Origin of the sequence: Candidatus Binatus sp. (assembly GCF_030646925.1) — a bacterium.
Taxonomy (GTDB): domain Bacteria; phylum Desulfobacterota; class Binatia; order Binatales; family Binataceae; genus Binatus.
The window spans coordinates 1-15,518 of the sequence record NZ_JAUSKL010000084.1 but is presented as its reverse complement, the minus strand read 5'-3'; the positions used below and the strand labels follow the sequence as shown (position 1 = coordinate 15,518).

Sequence of the window (15,518 nt, the reverse complement as noted above, 5' to 3'; positions counted from 1 at the left end):
AGATTGATTGGCGAGATATCCTCAAATGGCAAGTCTAATTGTGCAAATCATGCTCGCCGGTGTGCTGGGTGCCGCGGGAGCGCTAGTGGGAGGGCTTACGCTGTTGGCCTTGAGACTGCTGCTCACACCACGAATTCGCGCTCAACAGGCCCAGATTATTCGCGAGATTGGTATTATCGCGGCTGCCAAGCGTGCATTGCTCGAGGTGCCGGAGCCGGAAGATTTCTCGCGAAAGGCACCCGAGCAGGCACCGGGCTTGTCCGGATGAACCAACCTTCCCCGCCACTATCGCCGCCTTGACTGCTTGCGCCTGCGACGCCTAGAATCCATTCACCATGTTTCAACACCTGCTTCCGGAACTGCTGCTTAGCCTGGCCCTTATTAGGGCCCACGCCAGGCGCGCGTCCGGACAGGTCTGACAAGCCTGATTAATCTGAGACTAACGCCCCGGGCAGTGGGCCGACGAAGCCGCCCGGGGCGTTTTCTTTTTTGCCGATTTCGCCCACGACGGATCGCCGGTTTGCTGCGGGACTAACGCAGGAGAGAATGACGATGGCAAGCGCGAACACTGAACCTCATCAACCCGACCACGTGCGGATCTTCGACACCACGCTGCGCGACGGCGAGCAATCGCCCGGATGCACCATGAACGTCGAGGAAAAAATCGCGCTCGCCCGCCAGCTCGAACGCCTGAACGTTGATATCATCGAGGCCGGCTTCGCTGTCTCTTCGCCCGGCGATTTCGAATCCGTCACCCGCGTCGCGCAGGCGGTGACCGAACCGATCGTGCTGAGCCTGTCCCGCACCCGCGAAGAAGACGTCGATTCCGCGTTGCGCGCCGTCGATCATGCCCGTCATCCCGGTATCCATATCTTCATCGCGACCTCCGACATCCATCTCAAATATAAGCTCAACATGAATCGCGAAGACGTGCTCGACGCCGCGACGTGGGCCGTCACGCGCGCCAAGAAACATCTCGACTACATCGAATTTTCCTGCGAAGACGCCTCGCGCACAGACTGGGATTACATGGTGGACGTTTGCAGCGAGGTGATTCGCGCCGGCGCCACGATCATCAATCTGCCCGATACCACCGGCCACGCGATGCCCGAGGAGTTCGGCCGCATGTTCGCCTATATGCGCGAGAAGGTTCCCGGCGCCGACAAGGTGATCTGGAGCGCGCATTGCCATAACGATCTCGGCCTGGCCGTCGCGAATTCGCTGGCCGCGGTCCGCAACGGTGCGCGCCAAATCGAATGCACGATCAACGGCATCGGCGAGCGCGCAGGAAATTGCTCGCTCGAAGAAGTCGTGATGGCGATGAAGACGCGCAAAGATTTCATGGGCATTCAGTCGCGCATCAACACGCGGCAAATTTATCCGTCGTCGCGATTGCTCTCGCAGATCATCGGCCAATCGGTGCCCGCCAACAAACCGATCGTCGGCGACAACGCTTTCGCGCACGAAGCCGGTATCCATCAGGACGGCGTGCTCAAATACAAGCTGACCTACGAAATCATGAAGCCCGAGGACATCGGGATTCCCTCCAACAAGCTCGTACTCGGCAAGCATTCGGGCCGTCACGCGTTCAGCAACCGGCTGAAGGAACTGGGTATCGATACCGACGCGGTCGATCTGAATAAGGCCTTCGCCGAGTTCAAGGCGCTCTGCGACAAGAAGAAAATCGTTTACGACGACGACATCCTGGCGCTGGTCACCGAAGAGGCGCGCCGCACCACCGATCACTTCGAGCTGGTCGATCTCAAGGTCGGCTCATCGAGCACCATCACGCCGCACGCCGAAGTTACGATGCGCGTCGATGGAGTCGAGCACACCGGCAACAGCAACGGCGACGGGATGGTCGATGCCTGCTACAAGGCGATCTACAAAATCGCGGGGATCAATCCGGCGCTCGAGCGTTACGCCGTCAAGGCGATCACCGGCGGCACTGACGCGCTCGGCGAAGTGAGTTGCCTGATTCGCGAGAACGGCTCGACCGTCGCCGGACAGGGCGCGCATAGCGATATCGTGATGGCGAGCGCGCTCGCGCTGATCAATGCGCTGAACCGCTTGCAGAATCGCCGCCACGCCGTGCTGAAGCCCACTTCGGATGTCCACTGAGCCGCGAGGACTTGCCGCAGAAAGTTACATGGGCTAAGTGCATGGAGAAGCATTTTCGCGAAGGACGTTGAAAAACTTTTCACTTCACGTTTCTGGCTGAGGGATAAGACGGAAGGTTGGTTGCGATTTTACGTCTTCCGATCATTCACCTCCAAGCTTCCTGCGCTCGAGCATGGCCTACAAAATTTTAGTGCTGAAGGGTGACGGCATCGGTCCCGAAGTCGTCGGCGAGGCGCTTCAGGTGCTCAAGATAATTGCGCGCCGATCCGCCGTGGATATGGAGTTCAAGGAAGGCCTCATCGGCGGCCACGCCCTCGACGCGACCGGCACTCCGCTGCCCGACGAGGTCCTGAAGCTCGCGCAAGATAGCGACGCGATTCTGCTCGGCGCCGTCGGCGGTCCCAAGTGGGACAATCCCGGCGCCGAAAAACGTCCCGAGCAGGCGCTGCTCGGTTTGCGGAAGGCGCTGGGCTTGTTCGCCAATGTCCGCCCGGTCAAAACCGTCAAGGAACTGATCGCTGCGTCTCCGCTCAAGCCCGAAGTGATCACCGGCGTCGATCTGGTCGTTATCCGCGAACTCACCGGCGGCATCTACTACGGCAAGCCGAGTGAAAGGCGCGTCGGCAAGGAAGGCCGCGAGGCGGTCGATACCTGCTTCTACTCCGAAGCCGAAATAAGTCGCGTGCTGAGATTTGGTTTCGAACTCGCTCGCGAGCGCCGGAACAAACTCACTTCCGTCGATAAAGCCAACGTGCTTTCGTCGTCGCGCCTGTGGCGTGAAATCGCCACCGAGATGAGCGCTGAGTTCAAGGAAGTTGCCTTCGAAAATCAGCTCGTCGATTCGATGGCGATGCATCTGCTGCGGCGCCCCAAAGACTTCGACGTTATCGTCACCGAAAATTTGTTCGGCGACATCCTCACCGACGAAGCATCCGTGCTGGCCGGCTCGATGGGGATGCTGCCATCGGCCTCCCTCGGCGAGGAGCTGAACAGCGGCGGCTACCGCGTCGGCCTGTACGAACCGATTCACGGCAGCGCGCCCGATATCGCCGGCCGCGACGAAGCCAATCCGCTTGCCGCGATCCTCTCGGCTGCGATGCTCCTCGAGCATTCGCTCGGGATGCGCTCCGAGGCCGAGTTCATTGCGCAGGCGGTCGATCAAGTCATTCGCGACGGTCATCGCACGCGCGACCTTCACGGCGGCGGCGGCACCAAAACCATCGGATGCAAAGCGATGGGCCGGCTGGTGCGGGAAAAACTCGAGAGCGAAGAAGGCTGATGCCCCTGCCTCGCGAGCCGCGAGTGGCCGTGGTCGGCGCCACCGGCGTCGTCGGGAATCAAATTATCGATCTGATCGGCGCGCGCGGCTTTCAGTTCAGCGAACTCAAACTCTTCGCGACCGCGGCCGGTTCCGCCCAGACGCTCGACGCTGGCGGCGAGGAACAGTTGGTCGAGCCGCTGTCCGCTGCCGAAGATCTGCGCGGCTTCGATCTCGCTTTTCTCGCGATTCCCGCCGCTGCCGCGAGCGAAATCATAGGCGCCGCGCCCGGCCCGATTCTGATCGATCTCAGCTCGGCGAATCGCGCGCCTTCGAATTTGCCGATCGTCGCGCCGGGACTCACGCCGCGCGCCCGATTCGATCAACTGCGCGACGCGCGCCTCTTCACGATTCCGCATCCCGCGGCGCACGTGCTCGCGACCTGCCTGAATGCTCTGAGAGCTCACACCGGATTCGTCGCGGCCACCGCGATGCTCGGTGCGAGCGCCGGCGGCCGTGACATGCTCGCTGCGACCGTCGATCAAACCACCGATCTTTTGAGCGCGCGGCTCGATCTCGACGACGACGCTATCCAGCGCGGCTTCAATGTTTTTATGCGCGAGCACGAGCGCTCGATCGCAACCGCAATTTGCTCCCAGGTGATCTCGATTCTCGACCGCTCGCCGGTGCTCGCCCTTCAGGTCGTCGCGGTTCCCGTGCTGCACGGCTCCGCGCTCGCGATCAACCTTCCCGCCCTGATCGACGGCGGCGACGCGCGCGAATTGCTCCGCATTGCGCCCGGCGTGCTGATCGCGGAAGAGGGCGAACCGCTCGGTGTCATCGACGCGGTTGGCCAGGAGGCCATCGTCGTCAGCGTCGAGGAAAGCCCGGGCGCGCTCGGCCTCTGGTGCGTCTTCGACAATACGCGGCTGGCCGCTCTGGGCGCGCTGTGGATCGCCGAGACCCTCGCGCTCGGTTCCTCCGCGCTCGCCTGATCTGGCCGCGTGCGCGATGCTGCTGAAGCTCACGATCGAGTACGACGGCGCCAACTATTCCGGCTGGCAACTGCAGGCGAAGCACGATTCGATTCAAGGACGAATCGAGGGCGTACTGGAACGAATCTTTGCGGCCAGCGTGCGCGTGCATGGCTCCGGCCGCACCGATGCCGGCGTTCATGCACGCGGCCAGATCGCCTCGATCAAATTGCCGCGCGATTTCGATCCGCCCACGTTGATGCGCGCGCTGAACGCGATGCTGCCGCCGGATATCGTCGTGCTCGACGTCGCGGAAGTCCCCGATGATTTCAATCCGCGGCGCCACGCTACATCGCGAGTGTACGAATACCGCGTGCTGAATCGCCGCATCCAATCGGCGTTCGACTATCGCTATAGCTGGCTCGTGCGCGAATCGCTCGATCTTTCCGCGATGAACGATGCGGCCCGCGTGTTCCTCGGCGAGCACGATTTCGCCGCGTTTCAAACGCTCGGCTCAGACGCGAAAACCACCGTTCGCAGCGTGTTCGTCAGCGAATGGAATCGCGACGGCGTGTTTCTGGTGTATCGCGTCGAGGCCAACAGTTTTCTCCGCCACATGGTGCGCACGATGGTGGCTGCGATGGTCGAAGCGGGCAAGAACAAACTTTCCGCGCCGGATATCGCGGCGATACTTCTCGCAGGAAATCGCCGCGACGCTCCCGCGCCTGCGCCTCCGGGCGGACTTTGTCTCGTCGAGGTCCGCTATTAAATGCTTTACTTAATTGGGGACACACCCTCGCCTCCGCTGGCGCTCCGGACTCGGGGTCTACAATTGAATTGCGATTCGGCCCTTCGGCCCGATTCGGCTCCGCGACGTTCGCGCCTCGCGAAAGCTCGGCCTTCAAGGGCGCGCTTTTAGCCAAGCGCCATCGGCGTTTTCGGTGCAGCCCACAGCCAACTCACTGTCCCTGTGGATGAATCTGGTCGTGCTGTGCAGAAATCGGCGCGATCCCTAGAAAAAAATGCGATTTTCTCATGCGCGACGCTTGAATTCCTCGCCGTTCTGGTTCACGCTCAAATCATGGCTCGATTCTGAGCACCAAGGAGGAGGATGATGACGCAGTCGCAAGTAGCATCGTATCTCGCGGACAAAATCGAGATCACGAAGAAGCAGGCCAAGGCCACCCTCGAAGAACTCAACGCGCTGGTCGTGCGCGAACTCAAAAAGGAAGGTTCCCTGCGCCTCGCCGGCCTCGGAATTTTCCGCAAGCGCAAAACCAAGGCGCGGATGGGCCGCAATCCCGCGACCGGCCAGGAGATCAAGATTCCGGCCCGCACGCGGCTCCGCTTCACCGCTGCCAAGGCGCTGAAGGACAGCGTGCTCGGCACCAAGTAAGCCCGCAATTTTTGAGTGAGCCGCGAGCGCGGGTCTCCGTCGCTCGCGGTTTGCTTTTCAGCTATTCGGTTTCGCCGCGATTCCCGCCGCCGCCGCGCCGCGCATTCGCACGCTTCTCTCGCGCCCGCGCCAGATATTCGCGAATCCTGATTTCGTAACCGCGCTCCGACGGATCGTAATACACTCGGCCGCTCAATTTGTCGGGCAGATAACTCTGCGACGCCAGCGCGCCCTCGAAATCGTGCGGATACTTGTAGCCCTTGCCGTAACCGAGGCCTTTCATCATCGGCGTCGGCGCGTTGCGCAGATGCAGCGGCACGGGCAGCGCGCCCAGCGTCCTCGCATCCTCGCCCGCCTGCTTCATCGCCATATACGACGCATTCGATTTCGGCGCGCTCGCGAGATACGTGACTCCCTGCGCGAGCGGGATCACTCCCTCAGGCAATCCGACGAAATCCACCGCGTCCTTCACCGCCAGCGCGATTTGCAGCGCGCGCGGATCCGCGTTGCCGACGTCTTCCGACGCGAAGATCACCATCCGCCGCGCGATGAACAGCGGCTCCTCGCCCGCCTCGATCATGCGCATCATCCAATACACCGCCGCGTCCGGATCAGTGCCGCGCATGCTCTTGATGAACGCCGAGATGACGTTGTAATGCTCTTCGCCCGCGCGATCGTAGAGCAGCGCTTTCTGCTGCGACGATTCGAGCACGTGCTCCGGCGTGATCGATTTCGCGCCGGCGTTCAGAGCTATTTCCGCCGCTATCTCGAGCGTGCCGAGCGCGCGCCGCGCATCGCCGCCCGCATTGCGCACGATTTCATCGAGCGCGCCCATTCCAAGATTGAGCCCGCTCTGCCCGAGTCCGCGCTCCGTATCGGCCAAAGCACGTTCGACGACGGCGCCGATGTTCTCTTCCGTCAGCGGTTGCAGCACCAGGAGCCGCATCCGCGAGAGCAGCGCCGAGATCACCTCGAACGATGGATTCTCGGTCGTCGCACCGATCAACGTGATCAAACCGCTCTCGACATGCGGCAGAAACGCGTCCTGCTGCGCGCGATTCCAGCGATGAATCTCGTCGATAAAAATAACCGTGCGCTTGCCGGCCTCGAGATCGTGGCGCGCCGCCTCGACCGCCTCGCGCAAGTCGGCAATTCCCGACGTCACCGCCGGCAGGGAGCGAAATACCGCGCCCGATTGCGCCGCCAGCAATATCGCGAGCGTCGTCTTGCCGGTACCTGGCGGCCCCCACAGAATCATCGAGTGCAGCACTCGCGCCGAGACCATCTGCCGGAGAATCTTGCCCGCACCCAGCAGATGCTCCTGCCCAACGACTTCGTCGAGCGTGCGCGGACGCATCCGATCCGCCAGCGGCTGGCTGAGCGGCGTGCGCGGCGGGAACAGGCTCGGTGATTGATCGGCTTTGCGCCGTGGCATTTTTGCGACCCTAGCACAGTGTATCGAATCGTCGAACGCCGCGCCGCGAGGCGCACTCGACCGCGTTTGCAGGTTCACGCCCGCTGATCTACTTTCTATTCGGGCTGGACAGGAGCCGGCACCACTTATGATCGTTGGCATCGATATCGGTGGATCGACCACCGACGCCGTGATCCTCGAAAATGGTGGCCTGCACGTCGTCACGATCGAGGCCAATGACCCGGTCGCCGCGGCTGCCGGCGCACTCGGCAAACTCGTCTCCGATTTCGGAATCAAGCTCGAGGATATCGAGCGCGTCGCAGCTACCGGCGCGGGCTCGCGCGTGCTTCCGAAAACATTGCTCGGGCGCCCGGTGCTCGTGGTCAATGAATTCACCGCGATCGGAATCGGCGGCACCTCGCTCGCCGGCAAGCAGAATGCGCTGGTCGTTTCGCTCGGCACCGGCACCGCGATCGTGTCGGTGACCGGCGACAAGATCGAGCACTTCGGCGGCACCGGCATCGGCGGCGGCACGCTGCTCGGCCTCGCGAAACACATGCTCGGCGTCTCGACCATCGAGCGGCTCGAGAACCTTGCGCGCAAGGGCGACTTGCGGCGAATCGATCTGTCGGTGCGCGATATCGCGGGCGGCGCGATCGGCGATTTGCCACCATCGACCACCGCCTCGAATTTCGGCAAGGTCAGCGCCGACGCCACGCCCGAGGACAAGGCGCTCGCGATCATGAACATGATTGTCGAGTCGATCGGCGTGCTTGCGCTCGCGAGTGCGCGCGGATGCGGCCAGGAAAATATCGTGCTGACCGGCAAGCTCTCGCGGCTTTTCCGCTTCATGCAGGAAATCAAGCGCCTCGATTTTCCGTTCGGCCGCCGCTTCGCGATTCCCGCTCACGCCGATTTCGCGACCGCGATCGGCGCCGCCCGCCACGCCAGCCGCACGTAGCATTTTCCGCTCGCGTCGACGGTTCCAATACTTCGCGCCGCCGCCGCCCGCACGTCCGTTACCACCTTCGTCGCGATGCGGCTAGAATGCCTCGACCTATGTCCGTCGGCGATGCTCGCAATATCTGCCGGCGACAATTCCGAGGATGTGATACTCGATGCCCGCAGAATTGCTCAAAGGTTTCCGGCTACTCGATCTGACCGACGAGAAAGGCGCGCTGTGCGGTAAACTTCTTGCCGATCTCGGCGTCGAAGTGATTAAAGTCGAGCCGCCCGAAGGATGCGCGACGCGCCGTATTCCGCCATTCCTCGAAGATGTTCCGCATCCCGATCGATCGCTCTATTCGATCGCGTATCACGCCGGCAAAAAATCCGTCACCGCGAATCTCGCGAGCGCCGACGGCCGCGCGATTGTCGCTGACCTCGCCGCGCGCTCCGATTTCCTGGTCGAGTCGCATCCGCTGGGACATCTCGACGCGATCGGGCTTGGCTACGACGCCCTCGCCACGCGCAATCCGCGGCTCATCTACACGTCGATTACTCCCTTCGGCGACACCGGCCCCGGCAAGGATTATCAGTGGGCCGACATCGTCACGTGGGCGGCCGGCGGCATGATGTACCTGATGGGCGATGAGGGCAGGCCGCCAATCCAGATGAGCCTGCCGCAAGCCGGTCTGCACGCGGGCGGCGAAGCGGCGGTGGCGTCGATGCTCGCGCACTATCCGCGCCAGATCGACGGCCTCGGCCAGCGGATCGTCGTGAACATGCAGGCCTGCATCGTGTGGACGCTTATGAACGAACAGGCGATGCCGATTCTGCACGGCAACTATCTCTCGCGCACCGGACGCCACGTTGGCTCCGCCGACGCACGCCGCAAGATGGTTTACGATTGCAAGGACGGGCACATCTCGATTCTCGTGGCAGGCGGCGTCATGTTTGGCGCTTCCACCAAGACCCTCATCGCCTGGATGGGCGAGCACGGCTTCGCGTCCGACTGGATGCGCACCAAAGATTGGGTTTCCTGGGTGCCCGGCATGTTCATGAAGATGACCGAGCAGGATTATCGCGAGATCGACGATCTCGAGACCAAAATTCAGCAGTTCTTCAGCACGATGACCAAGCGCGAAATTTACGCCGTCGGCCTGAAGCGCAGAATTTTTCTCGCGCCCGTCGCGAGCGTTGCCGATGTCGCCGATGACGAGCAACTCAAGGCCCGCGATTTCTGGGTGAGCGTGCCGCACGACACGATCGGCAAGGCGCTTACCTTTCCCGGACCGTTCGTGAAGATGAGCAAAACGCCGATCGGCACTCCGACGCGCGCGCCGCGTATCGGCGAGCACAACGACGAAATTTATTCCGGCTTGCTCGGCCTCACGCCCGCGCATCTGACTAAACTCCGCGCCTCCGGTGCGATCTGATTTTTTGAGGAGAGATTTCGATGAGCCGCTTCGCATTGGAAGGCGTTCACATCCTCGATTTCGCGTGGGTCGGCGTTGGCCCGATCACCACCAAATATTTTGCCGACAATGGCGCCGAGGTGATTCGCGTCGAATCGGCCGCGCGTCCCGACGTGCTCCGAATCGGCCCGCCATGGAAGGACGCGCAGCCCGGCCTCAATCGCAGCCAGTTCTTCGCCAGCTACAACACCTCGAAAAAAGGAATCACGCTCGATTTGAGCAAGCCGAAAGCGCGCGAACTCGCAAAACGGATGGTGCCGTGGGCCGACATCATCGTCGAAAGTTTCACGCCCAAAGCGATGCGCAACTGGGGCCTCGACTATGAAAGCCTGCGCGAACTCCGCCCCGACCTGATCATGCTCTCGACCTGCATGCAGGGTCAGACCGGCCCCAACGCGCTCTACCCCGGTTTCGGACAACTGATGGCGGCGCTGTCGGGCTTTTATTACATCTCGGGCTACGAGCACGGCTCATGCGCGCCGCCCTACGGCGCCTACACCGATTTCATCGCACCGCGAATTTCCGCATGCACCCTATTGGCCGCGCTCGATTATCGGCGTCGCACCGGCGTCGGCCAGTATATCGACATGGCGCAGTATGAAGCCGCGATGCAAAATCTCGCGCCCGCGCTGATTGATTACTTCGCGACCGGCCGGATCCTCGGCCCGCGCGCCAACGCGTCGGATCGCTACGCTCCGCACGGCGCTTATCGATGCGCCGACGAAGATGGGCACGAGCGATGGATCGCGATCGCCGTCGCCAATGACGAGCAGTGGGCCGCGATGCTCGATGCCGTCGATGCAACCTGCTCCGACGCGCGTTTCGCGACCGCCATCTCGCGCCTCGAACACGCGGCGCCACTTGACGAATTCGTCGGTACTCTAACGCGCGATCACACGGCCTCTGCACTCATGTCGAAGTTGCAGGCAGCGGGCGTCGCCGCGTATCCGGTCCAGAATTGCGTCGATATTCATCAGGACGAAAATCTCGAGTCGTTCGGTTTCTGGCATTGGCTCGATCACAAGGAGATGGGTCCGTCGCCGTACGAAGGATTGTCTCATCGAATGAGCCGCACGCCCGGCGATCTGCGCGCGCCCGCGCCGATCCTCGGCCAGCACAACGACGAAGTCTTCCGCGAGATGCTGCATCTGAGCGCAGACGAAATCGAGCAGTTGCGCAGCGAGAACGTGATATTCTGATTCGTTCGCGATGCCTCCCGAGCAGTGCTCGGCAGAGCGCGCGACCTCATCGTGCGATACGAACTGAAAATTGCGCTCCGCTACCTGCGCGCCCGCCGCAAGGACGCGTTCATCTCGATCACCACGATCTTCACCGGCGTCGGCGTGATGATCGGCGTCGCCGCGTTGACGGTCACGCTGTCCGTGATGGGCGGCTTCGAAGCGAGCATGAAGGAGCGCGTGCTCAGCCTGAGCCCGCAAGTTCAGATCATCAACAGCCAGGGCTCGATCTTCAACGCTCCCTTTATTCAGACCACCGCGAACAAGGTGCGTGGCGTGAGCGGCTCCGACGCGTACATGACGGGCCAGGCGATGCTCAGTTCGGGACGCGGAATCGGCGGCGTGCTGATTCGCGGCGTCGAGCCGAAAAATCCGATCGTGCAGGGCGAATGGGCGCGCTACATGATCGATGGCGGCCTCGACAACCTCGCGCGCGACTACCATGCGACACCCACCAGCGGCGGTCCTCCGATCGCCACGTCAGGTATCGCGATTGGCGTCGGCCTCGCGCACAAGCTCAAAGCAAAACCCGGCGACCCCGTTCGAGTGGTGGCGCCGATCATTTCGCCGGACGGCTCGCTATCGACCAAAGCCGCCGAATTCGTGATCGGCGCGATCTTCGATTCCGGGATCAGCTTCCTCGACAACAGCATGGCCTTCATGGATCTCAAGCATGCGCAGGATTTCTTCGGCCGCCCCGGACAAGTCGACGGCATCGACATCCATCTGGCCAACCTCGATCAAACCGACGCCGTGACCGACGCGATTCGCAAACAGTTCGGCAGTCCTTACCGCGTTCACAACTGGATCGAATTCAACGAGTCCGCCGCCGCCGGCTTCGAACTGCTGAAACGCGTCTACGCGCTCGTGCTGATACTGCTGATCGGAGTCGCCGCGTTTAACCTGGTCGCGACCTTGATCATGGTCGTGATGGAGAAGCGCAAGGATATCGCCGTGCTGATTTCGATGGGCGCGACGCGCCGCGACGTCCGCCTGATCTTCGTGCTGAAAGGATTGATCGTCGGCGCCGCCGGCACCGCGATGGGCCTCCTCCTCGGCGCGATCGCCTGCTTCGCGCTCGCGCACTACCACTTCATCCGCATCCCGCGCGAAATCTACGGCATGTCCACCCTGCCAATCGCAGTCGAACCGCTCAACTTCGTGCTGGTGGCGCTCGCGTCTCTGCTGCTATGCCTGCTGGCGACGGTCTATCCGGCGCGCCAGGCATCCAGAGAAATGCCCGTCGAAGTCTTCCGCTCCTAACCCCTACATCCTGCCCCTCATCACCGAGCTGACTTGCTTACCTATGGGATGGATTGTGATTCGTATTGGTGGGGGGCTTGCCAACCAGCTTCGGCTTGCGAACGACCAGCGTCTCATGGCCGCGAACCTTGATCGTGCGCGCCGGCTCCGACTGAAACGTCTGGCTCGGTTGGTCGGGATGCCGCGGCCGCGAGGTCGTCCGTTGGCGCCGCCAGTTGCTCAGCTCCTTGGACAACTTCGAAGCCAGCGAATCATTGTCCTGGCCGTTTTCGGTGGCCTCTCCGCCTTCCTTGCCGAGGTCGTCCTCGAAGTCCGGCGAACTCATCTGTGTTCTCTCTTCTGATGACGTGGGATCTGTCCTCCTTCTCGTATTTTCGAGAAATGGTTATCTACCGTGATAAATTGGATTGCTGTGACGGGGGCACTCAGAACGGTCGCCGCTCGCGGGCGTCTTTGATCAATCGCTGGATTTTTTGTGCGTACCGAATCTTGAAGTTATCGGCGCTTGGGAATTGAGGATTTCGCTGAATGAATTTTGTATCGGTAGCTGGATGCGGCTGGCTTTCGTGTCCGCCGGGCCCCTTGGGTGGAACCCAGCGATATCTTCTATTCCATTGTTATCGAAGACGTACGATCTACGCAAACAGACTTTGCATCCTTAGTGCCAGACCCATGTCGCCTGCGATTCGAAGCTTGCCGCTCATAAAGGCCACCTGCCCATTGAGCTTGCCCGTCGTCATGTCCACGTAGTCCTGCGCCGACATCGAGATCGTGATGCTCGGATTGGCGGCCGGACCTTCTTTCACTTCGCACGTCTCGTTGTTGATGATCACGTGCCACTTGCCGCCGTTGTCGCCCGAAAGGTCGAACTGGTAAACCGCGTTGAGGCCCTTCGCCGCATCTTTGTTGAAGCGACTCGGCATCGCTGCGAAGATTTCTTTTGGTGCGCTCGGTTGATCAGCCATGGAAAAAAAATTCCTCCTGATAAGTGCGGCGCGCTGGCCGCGCTCTTTCCGCCATATAAGCTATCGGTTGAAACCTTGTCAATAGGATTGCTTCAACGTGCGATGCTGCCGCTTATCTCGCGAAAACTCACCGGCAGTTGCGACGCGCGTACGAGTAGCTAGATCCTCACCGCATTGATGCCGCGGTTCCCGACTCAATCAAAATCCGAACACCCGGCCGGGCTCGACCGTGATCAGATTGGTTCGCACCTGCACCGGCGCCGCGCTTTCCGTGATCAGCACAGCGCGCTGCTTGTCCGCTTCGGTCTTCACGCTGCCCGCGATAAACGCGTCGTGCCCGATGATCTTGATTGTGACTTTGTCCAGTCCTGCATTCGCGAGCTGCTGGGCTATCTGATCCTGCCTGCGCGCCCAATCGCCCTCATCAGTCGATAGCGAATCGATCACGTTGGTCACCCCTGACACCTGGCGCACCGTACGTTCAGCTAGCAGTTTGTCGTTCGCGTTGAACACCTTGCCGAAGATCGTCACGGTGCCGCCGCTAGTGTAGCAGTCAACGCGGCGCAGCTTCGGATTCGAGGCCAACACCTGCTTGACTCGCTGTTGTAGCGTGAGGGGCGGAGGCTTGGCGGCCACTTCTGGACGAGGGGGACGCCGCGCCGGGCGCGGCTCAGTCGGCGCGGGCGGCGGCTCGTAAGACGCGACGGGCGGAGTTTCTTCCGCGCGCGGAGTACCACCGCCTGCGACCGGCGGCGCCGCTGGCGGCGATACCGCCGGCGAACTTCCATACTCGGGCGCTTCGGTCGGGCTCAAGCTCGCGAGTTTGGTGCTGAGCGCCGACTCGATCGCGTCTTTCGAGGCCGGGTCCTTGTTGAAGATGACCGGGTAATCGATCTCGACCGCGCTCCCGCTGAAGCGCGGAAACGTCCATGCCAAAACTACTTTCACCACGTCCGCGTCGAAACTCGGATTGGGACTGGTGGACGTGCGCACCGCCGCGCCATCGACCGCGCCGCTCGGCAGCACCTTAACTCGCAGGATCATCGCATCCTTGAACGAATTGTCCGCGCTTAGCGCCCGCGCATAACTGTCGTTCAGGGTGTCTTTGTGCTCCTCGAAAAATTTGTGCACTGCTTCCTGATTGCGCTCCGGCGCGTACGCCGACTCGCCCGTCACCTGCACGCCGATCGCCGACGCGAGGCTGACCGGCGCGCCGGCCGTAGCCGCCGCACCTGGCGATACTGCTGATGCCGGCGAAGCCTCAGCCACTGGCTGCTCAGCCTTCTTGCTGCTCAGATGCAACGCGAGCCACGCGCCGCCGCCCAGCGCGACGATCGCCGCCAGCGCGTACGCCGCCAGCGTCAGCGCGCTGCGGCCCTCTTCGCCCTCGACTTCATCCGGCGGCATCCTGCCGGTGAATCGTCCCGACGGAGTCGGCTGCGCCGGCGCGGGCGCGACTCGGCGCGCCGAAGGTGGCGGCGGTTGCTCGATGAATGGCGGCGAGGCCGGCTCAGTGCTGAGCCGCGCTCCGCAAAAATTGCAAATCAATTCGCCGGGCTGCGCCTTGCCGCCGCAAACCGGACATTCGATCGGCGCTTCGCCCGCATCCTCGCTCGGCATCGCGATTGTCGGGCGTCCCGTACCCGGCGCAAACGCCGGCCCGCTTCCGACCAGCGCGGTTCCGTCGATTTCGCAAAATGTCTCTGAATCGGGGTAGATTTTATCGCAGCGCGGGCATCTCTTCATGTTTGGTATGCGCCCCTTGAACGCTTCACTTCCGATGATATCCGCGCCAATCCGTATTGCCAACCGGCCACCAGGCGAGAGCAAGAAGCCGAAACGCCTGGGGTTTCACGCTTCCTGGGGTGATCGGATGCGCGCTACGCGCTGTAAATAAAAGGTGAAGAGAGCTTCACACGTGAAACACTGACTACTTATTATTCTTGAACCAGCATCCAGTATGCGCCGATTCTCCTCACTGTCGGATGGTGCACGTTACGGACGAGATGGGTGCAAAATATTCCACATGACCCATCTTTCCCAACTGATTTTTAACAGCGCGGAGCGCGCATCCTTTTTTATCGCGATTCGGCCCTGCGGCCCGAAGTCGGCTTCGCGTCACCCAAGGAAGCCCCCTTCGACCGAGCCTCGGGGTAAACTCCACCCGTGAGGGGTTTCGGACCTTCTGCTTTCTGCCCTCTCTGCTTTGCTCACTGCTTCGCGATTATTTCATCCGCGAACCTGTTCATCCCCTCGAGTTGATCCTTGGTTCCGGGCCCCGCACCAAAAATAATCCGCGACACTCCCATCTCCGCGAATTGCTTCACGTGCTCGAGCTTCAACGGCTCGCCGAGGCGCGGACTCACCGTCAGCTCGAGCGGCGTCGCGCGCGCCGCCGCCCGCTCATGCTCGCGGAGTCGCGCGATCGTTGTGCGCATCTCCGCGATACTCTCGGCGATCCCGTACCAGCCG

Annotated in this window: 14 protein-coding genes and 1 pseudogene; 10 read left to right on the top strand and 5 right to left on the bottom strand. The window is 61.9% G+C overall.

What is annotated here, in order from left to right:
- Window positions 1–25 precede the first annotated feature (25 nt).
- The 6 genes from Q7S58_RS14705 (at window position 26) to Q7S58_RS14680 (ending at window position 5,749) form a co-directional block, all read left to right on the top strand.
- Window positions 26–268: a hypothetical protein gene (locus tag Q7S58_RS14705; protein WP_304827190.1), complete on the top strand. Its 243-nt coding sequence runs from the start codon at window positions 26–28 to the stop codon at window positions 266–268.
- Window positions 269–552: 284 nt separating this feature from the next.
- Complete coding sequence (locus Q7S58_RS14700; protein WP_304827187.1) at window positions 553–2,121, top strand: 2-isopropylmalate synthase; 1,569 nt, start codon at window positions 553–555, stop codon at window positions 2,119–2,121.
- Between the two features lie 172 nt (window positions 2,122–2,293).
- On the top strand, window positions 2,294–3,400 hold the full coding sequence (gene leuB, locus Q7S58_RS14695; RefSeq protein WP_304827184.1) for a 3-isopropylmalate dehydrogenase: 1,107 nt from the start codon (window positions 2,294–2,296) through the stop codon (window positions 3,398–3,400).
- Complete coding sequence (locus Q7S58_RS14690) at window positions 3,400–4,374, top strand: hypothetical protein (protein ID WP_304827181.1); 975 nt, start codon at window positions 3,400–3,402, stop codon at window positions 4,372–4,374. The genes leuB and Q7S58_RS14690 overlap by 1 nt, the downstream gene beginning before the upstream one ends.
- Before the next feature lie 16 nt (window positions 4,375–4,390).
- Window positions 4,391–5,122 (top strand): tRNA pseudouridine(38-40) synthase TruA, encoded by a 732-nt coding sequence (truA, locus tag Q7S58_RS14685; RefSeq protein ID WP_304827178.1) that lies wholly within the window; start codon window positions 4,391–4,393, stop codon window positions 5,120–5,122.
- 345 nt (window positions 5,123–5,467) lie between these two features.
- On the top strand, window positions 5,468–5,749 hold the full coding sequence (locus tag Q7S58_RS14680; protein WP_304827175.1) for an HU family DNA-binding protein: 282 nt from the start codon (window positions 5,468–5,470) through the stop codon (window positions 5,747–5,749).
- A gap of 61 nt (window positions 5,750–5,810) precedes the next feature.
- Here Q7S58_RS14680 and Q7S58_RS14675 read toward each other — a convergent pair whose 3' ends face one another.
- The gene (locus tag Q7S58_RS14675) at window positions 5,811–7,184 is read right to left on the bottom strand and encodes a replication-associated recombination protein A (protein WP_304827171.1); all 1,374 of its coding nucleotides are present in this window, start codon (window positions 7,182–7,184) and stop codon (window positions 5,811–5,813) included.
- Between the two features lie 127 nt (window positions 7,185–7,311).
- Between Q7S58_RS14675 and Q7S58_RS14670 the strand changes: the two genes are divergently transcribed.
- The 4 genes from Q7S58_RS14670 (at window position 7,312) to Q7S58_RS14655 (ending at window position 12,081) form a co-directional block, all read left to right on the top strand.
- Window positions 7,312–8,124 carry a BadF/BadG/BcrA/BcrD ATPase family protein gene (locus Q7S58_RS14670; RefSeq protein WP_304827168.1) on the top strand — a complete coding sequence of 271 codons (813 nt, stop codon included), beginning with the start codon at window positions 7,312–7,314 and terminating at the stop codon, window positions 8,122–8,124.
- Window positions 8,125–8,281: 157 nt separating this feature from the next.
- On the top strand, window positions 8,282–9,541 hold the full coding sequence (locus Q7S58_RS14665; RefSeq protein WP_304827166.1) for a CaiB/BaiF CoA-transferase family protein: 1,260 nt from the start codon (window positions 8,282–8,284) through the stop codon (window positions 9,539–9,541).
- Window positions 9,542–9,561: 20 nt separating this feature from the next.
- The gene (locus Q7S58_RS14660; RefSeq protein ID WP_304827164.1) at window positions 9,562–10,779 is read left to right on the top strand and encodes a CaiB/BaiF CoA-transferase family protein; all 1,218 of its coding nucleotides are present in this window, start codon (window positions 9,562–9,564) and stop codon (window positions 10,777–10,779) included.
- Between the two features lie 51 nt (window positions 10,780–10,830).
- Window positions 10,831–12,081, top strand: coding sequence for an ABC transporter permease (locus Q7S58_RS14655; RefSeq protein WP_304827162.1), 1,251 nt, complete (start codon window positions 10,831–10,833; stop codon window positions 12,079–12,081).
- Between the two features lie 37 nt (window positions 12,082–12,118).
- Here Q7S58_RS14655 and Q7S58_RS14650 read toward each other — a convergent pair whose 3' ends face one another.
- The 4 genes and pseudogenes from Q7S58_RS14650 to Q7S58_RS14635 all read right to left on the bottom strand — a co-directional run.
- The gene (locus tag Q7S58_RS14650; protein WP_304827159.1) at window positions 12,119–12,406 is read right to left on the bottom strand and encodes a hypothetical protein; all 288 of its coding nucleotides are present in this window, start codon (window positions 12,404–12,406) and stop codon (window positions 12,119–12,121) included.
- Between the two features lie 310 nt (window positions 12,407–12,716).
- Window positions 12,717–13,046: an SCP2 sterol-binding domain-containing protein gene (locus Q7S58_RS14645; RefSeq protein WP_304827156.1), complete on the bottom strand. Its 330-nt coding sequence runs from the start codon at window positions 13,044–13,046 to the stop codon at window positions 12,717–12,719.
- A 198-nt stretch (window positions 13,047–13,244) separates the two neighbouring features.
- Window positions 13,245–14,792 carry a BON domain-containing protein gene (locus tag Q7S58_RS14640; protein ID WP_304827153.1) on the bottom strand — a complete coding sequence of 516 codons (1,548 nt, stop codon included), beginning with the start codon at window positions 14,790–14,792 and terminating at the stop codon, window positions 13,245–13,247.
- A 464-nt stretch (window positions 14,793–15,256) separates the two neighbouring features.
- Window positions 15,257–15,518: pseudogene (locus Q7S58_RS14635) on the bottom strand (hypothetical protein); the annotation flags it as partial.

Coding starts and splice junctions, on each gene's coding strand:
- Q7S58_RS14665 (WP_304827166.1), top strand. CDS start 8,282: ATGCCCGCAGAATTGCTCAAAGGTTTCCGGCTACTCGATCTGACCGAC.
- leuB (WP_304827184.1), top strand. CDS start 2,294: ATGGCCTACAAAATTTTAGTGCTGAAGGGTGACGGCATCGGTCCCGAA.
- Q7S58_RS14645 (WP_304827156.1), bottom strand. CDS start 13,046: ATGGCTGATCAACCGAGCGCACCAAAAGAAATCTTCGCAGCGATGCCG.
- truA (WP_304827178.1), top strand. CDS start 4,391: ATGCTGCTGAAGCTCACGATCGAGTACGACGGCGCCAACTATTCCGGC.
- Q7S58_RS14640 (WP_304827153.1), bottom strand. CDS start 14,792: ATGAAGAGATGCCCGCGCTGCGATAAAATCTACCCCGATTCAGAGACA.
- Q7S58_RS14700 (WP_304827187.1), top strand. CDS start 553: ATGGCAAGCGCGAACACTGAACCTCATCAACCCGACCACGTGCGGATC.
- Q7S58_RS14650 (WP_304827159.1), bottom strand. CDS start 12,406: ATGAGTTCGCCGGACTTCGAGGACGACCTCGGCAAGGAAGGCGGAGAG.
- Q7S58_RS14680 (WP_304827175.1), top strand. CDS start 5,468: ATGACGCAGTCGCAAGTAGCATCGTATCTCGCGGACAAAATCGAGATC.
- Q7S58_RS14660 (WP_304827164.1), top strand. CDS start 9,562: ATGAGCCGCTTCGCATTGGAAGGCGTTCACATCCTCGATTTCGCGTGG.
- Q7S58_RS14705 (WP_304827190.1), top strand. CDS start 26: ATGGCAAGTCTAATTGTGCAAATCATGCTCGCCGGTGTGCTGGGTGCC.
- Q7S58_RS14675 (WP_304827171.1), bottom strand. CDS start 7,184: ATGCCACGGCGCAAAGCCGATCAATCACCGAGCCTGTTCCCGCCGCGC.
- Q7S58_RS14690 (WP_304827181.1), top strand. CDS start 3,400: ATGCCCCTGCCTCGCGAGCCGCGAGTGGCCGTGGTCGGCGCCACCGGC.
- Q7S58_RS14670 (WP_304827168.1), top strand. CDS start 7,312: ATGATCGTTGGCATCGATATCGGTGGATCGACCACCGACGCCGTGATC.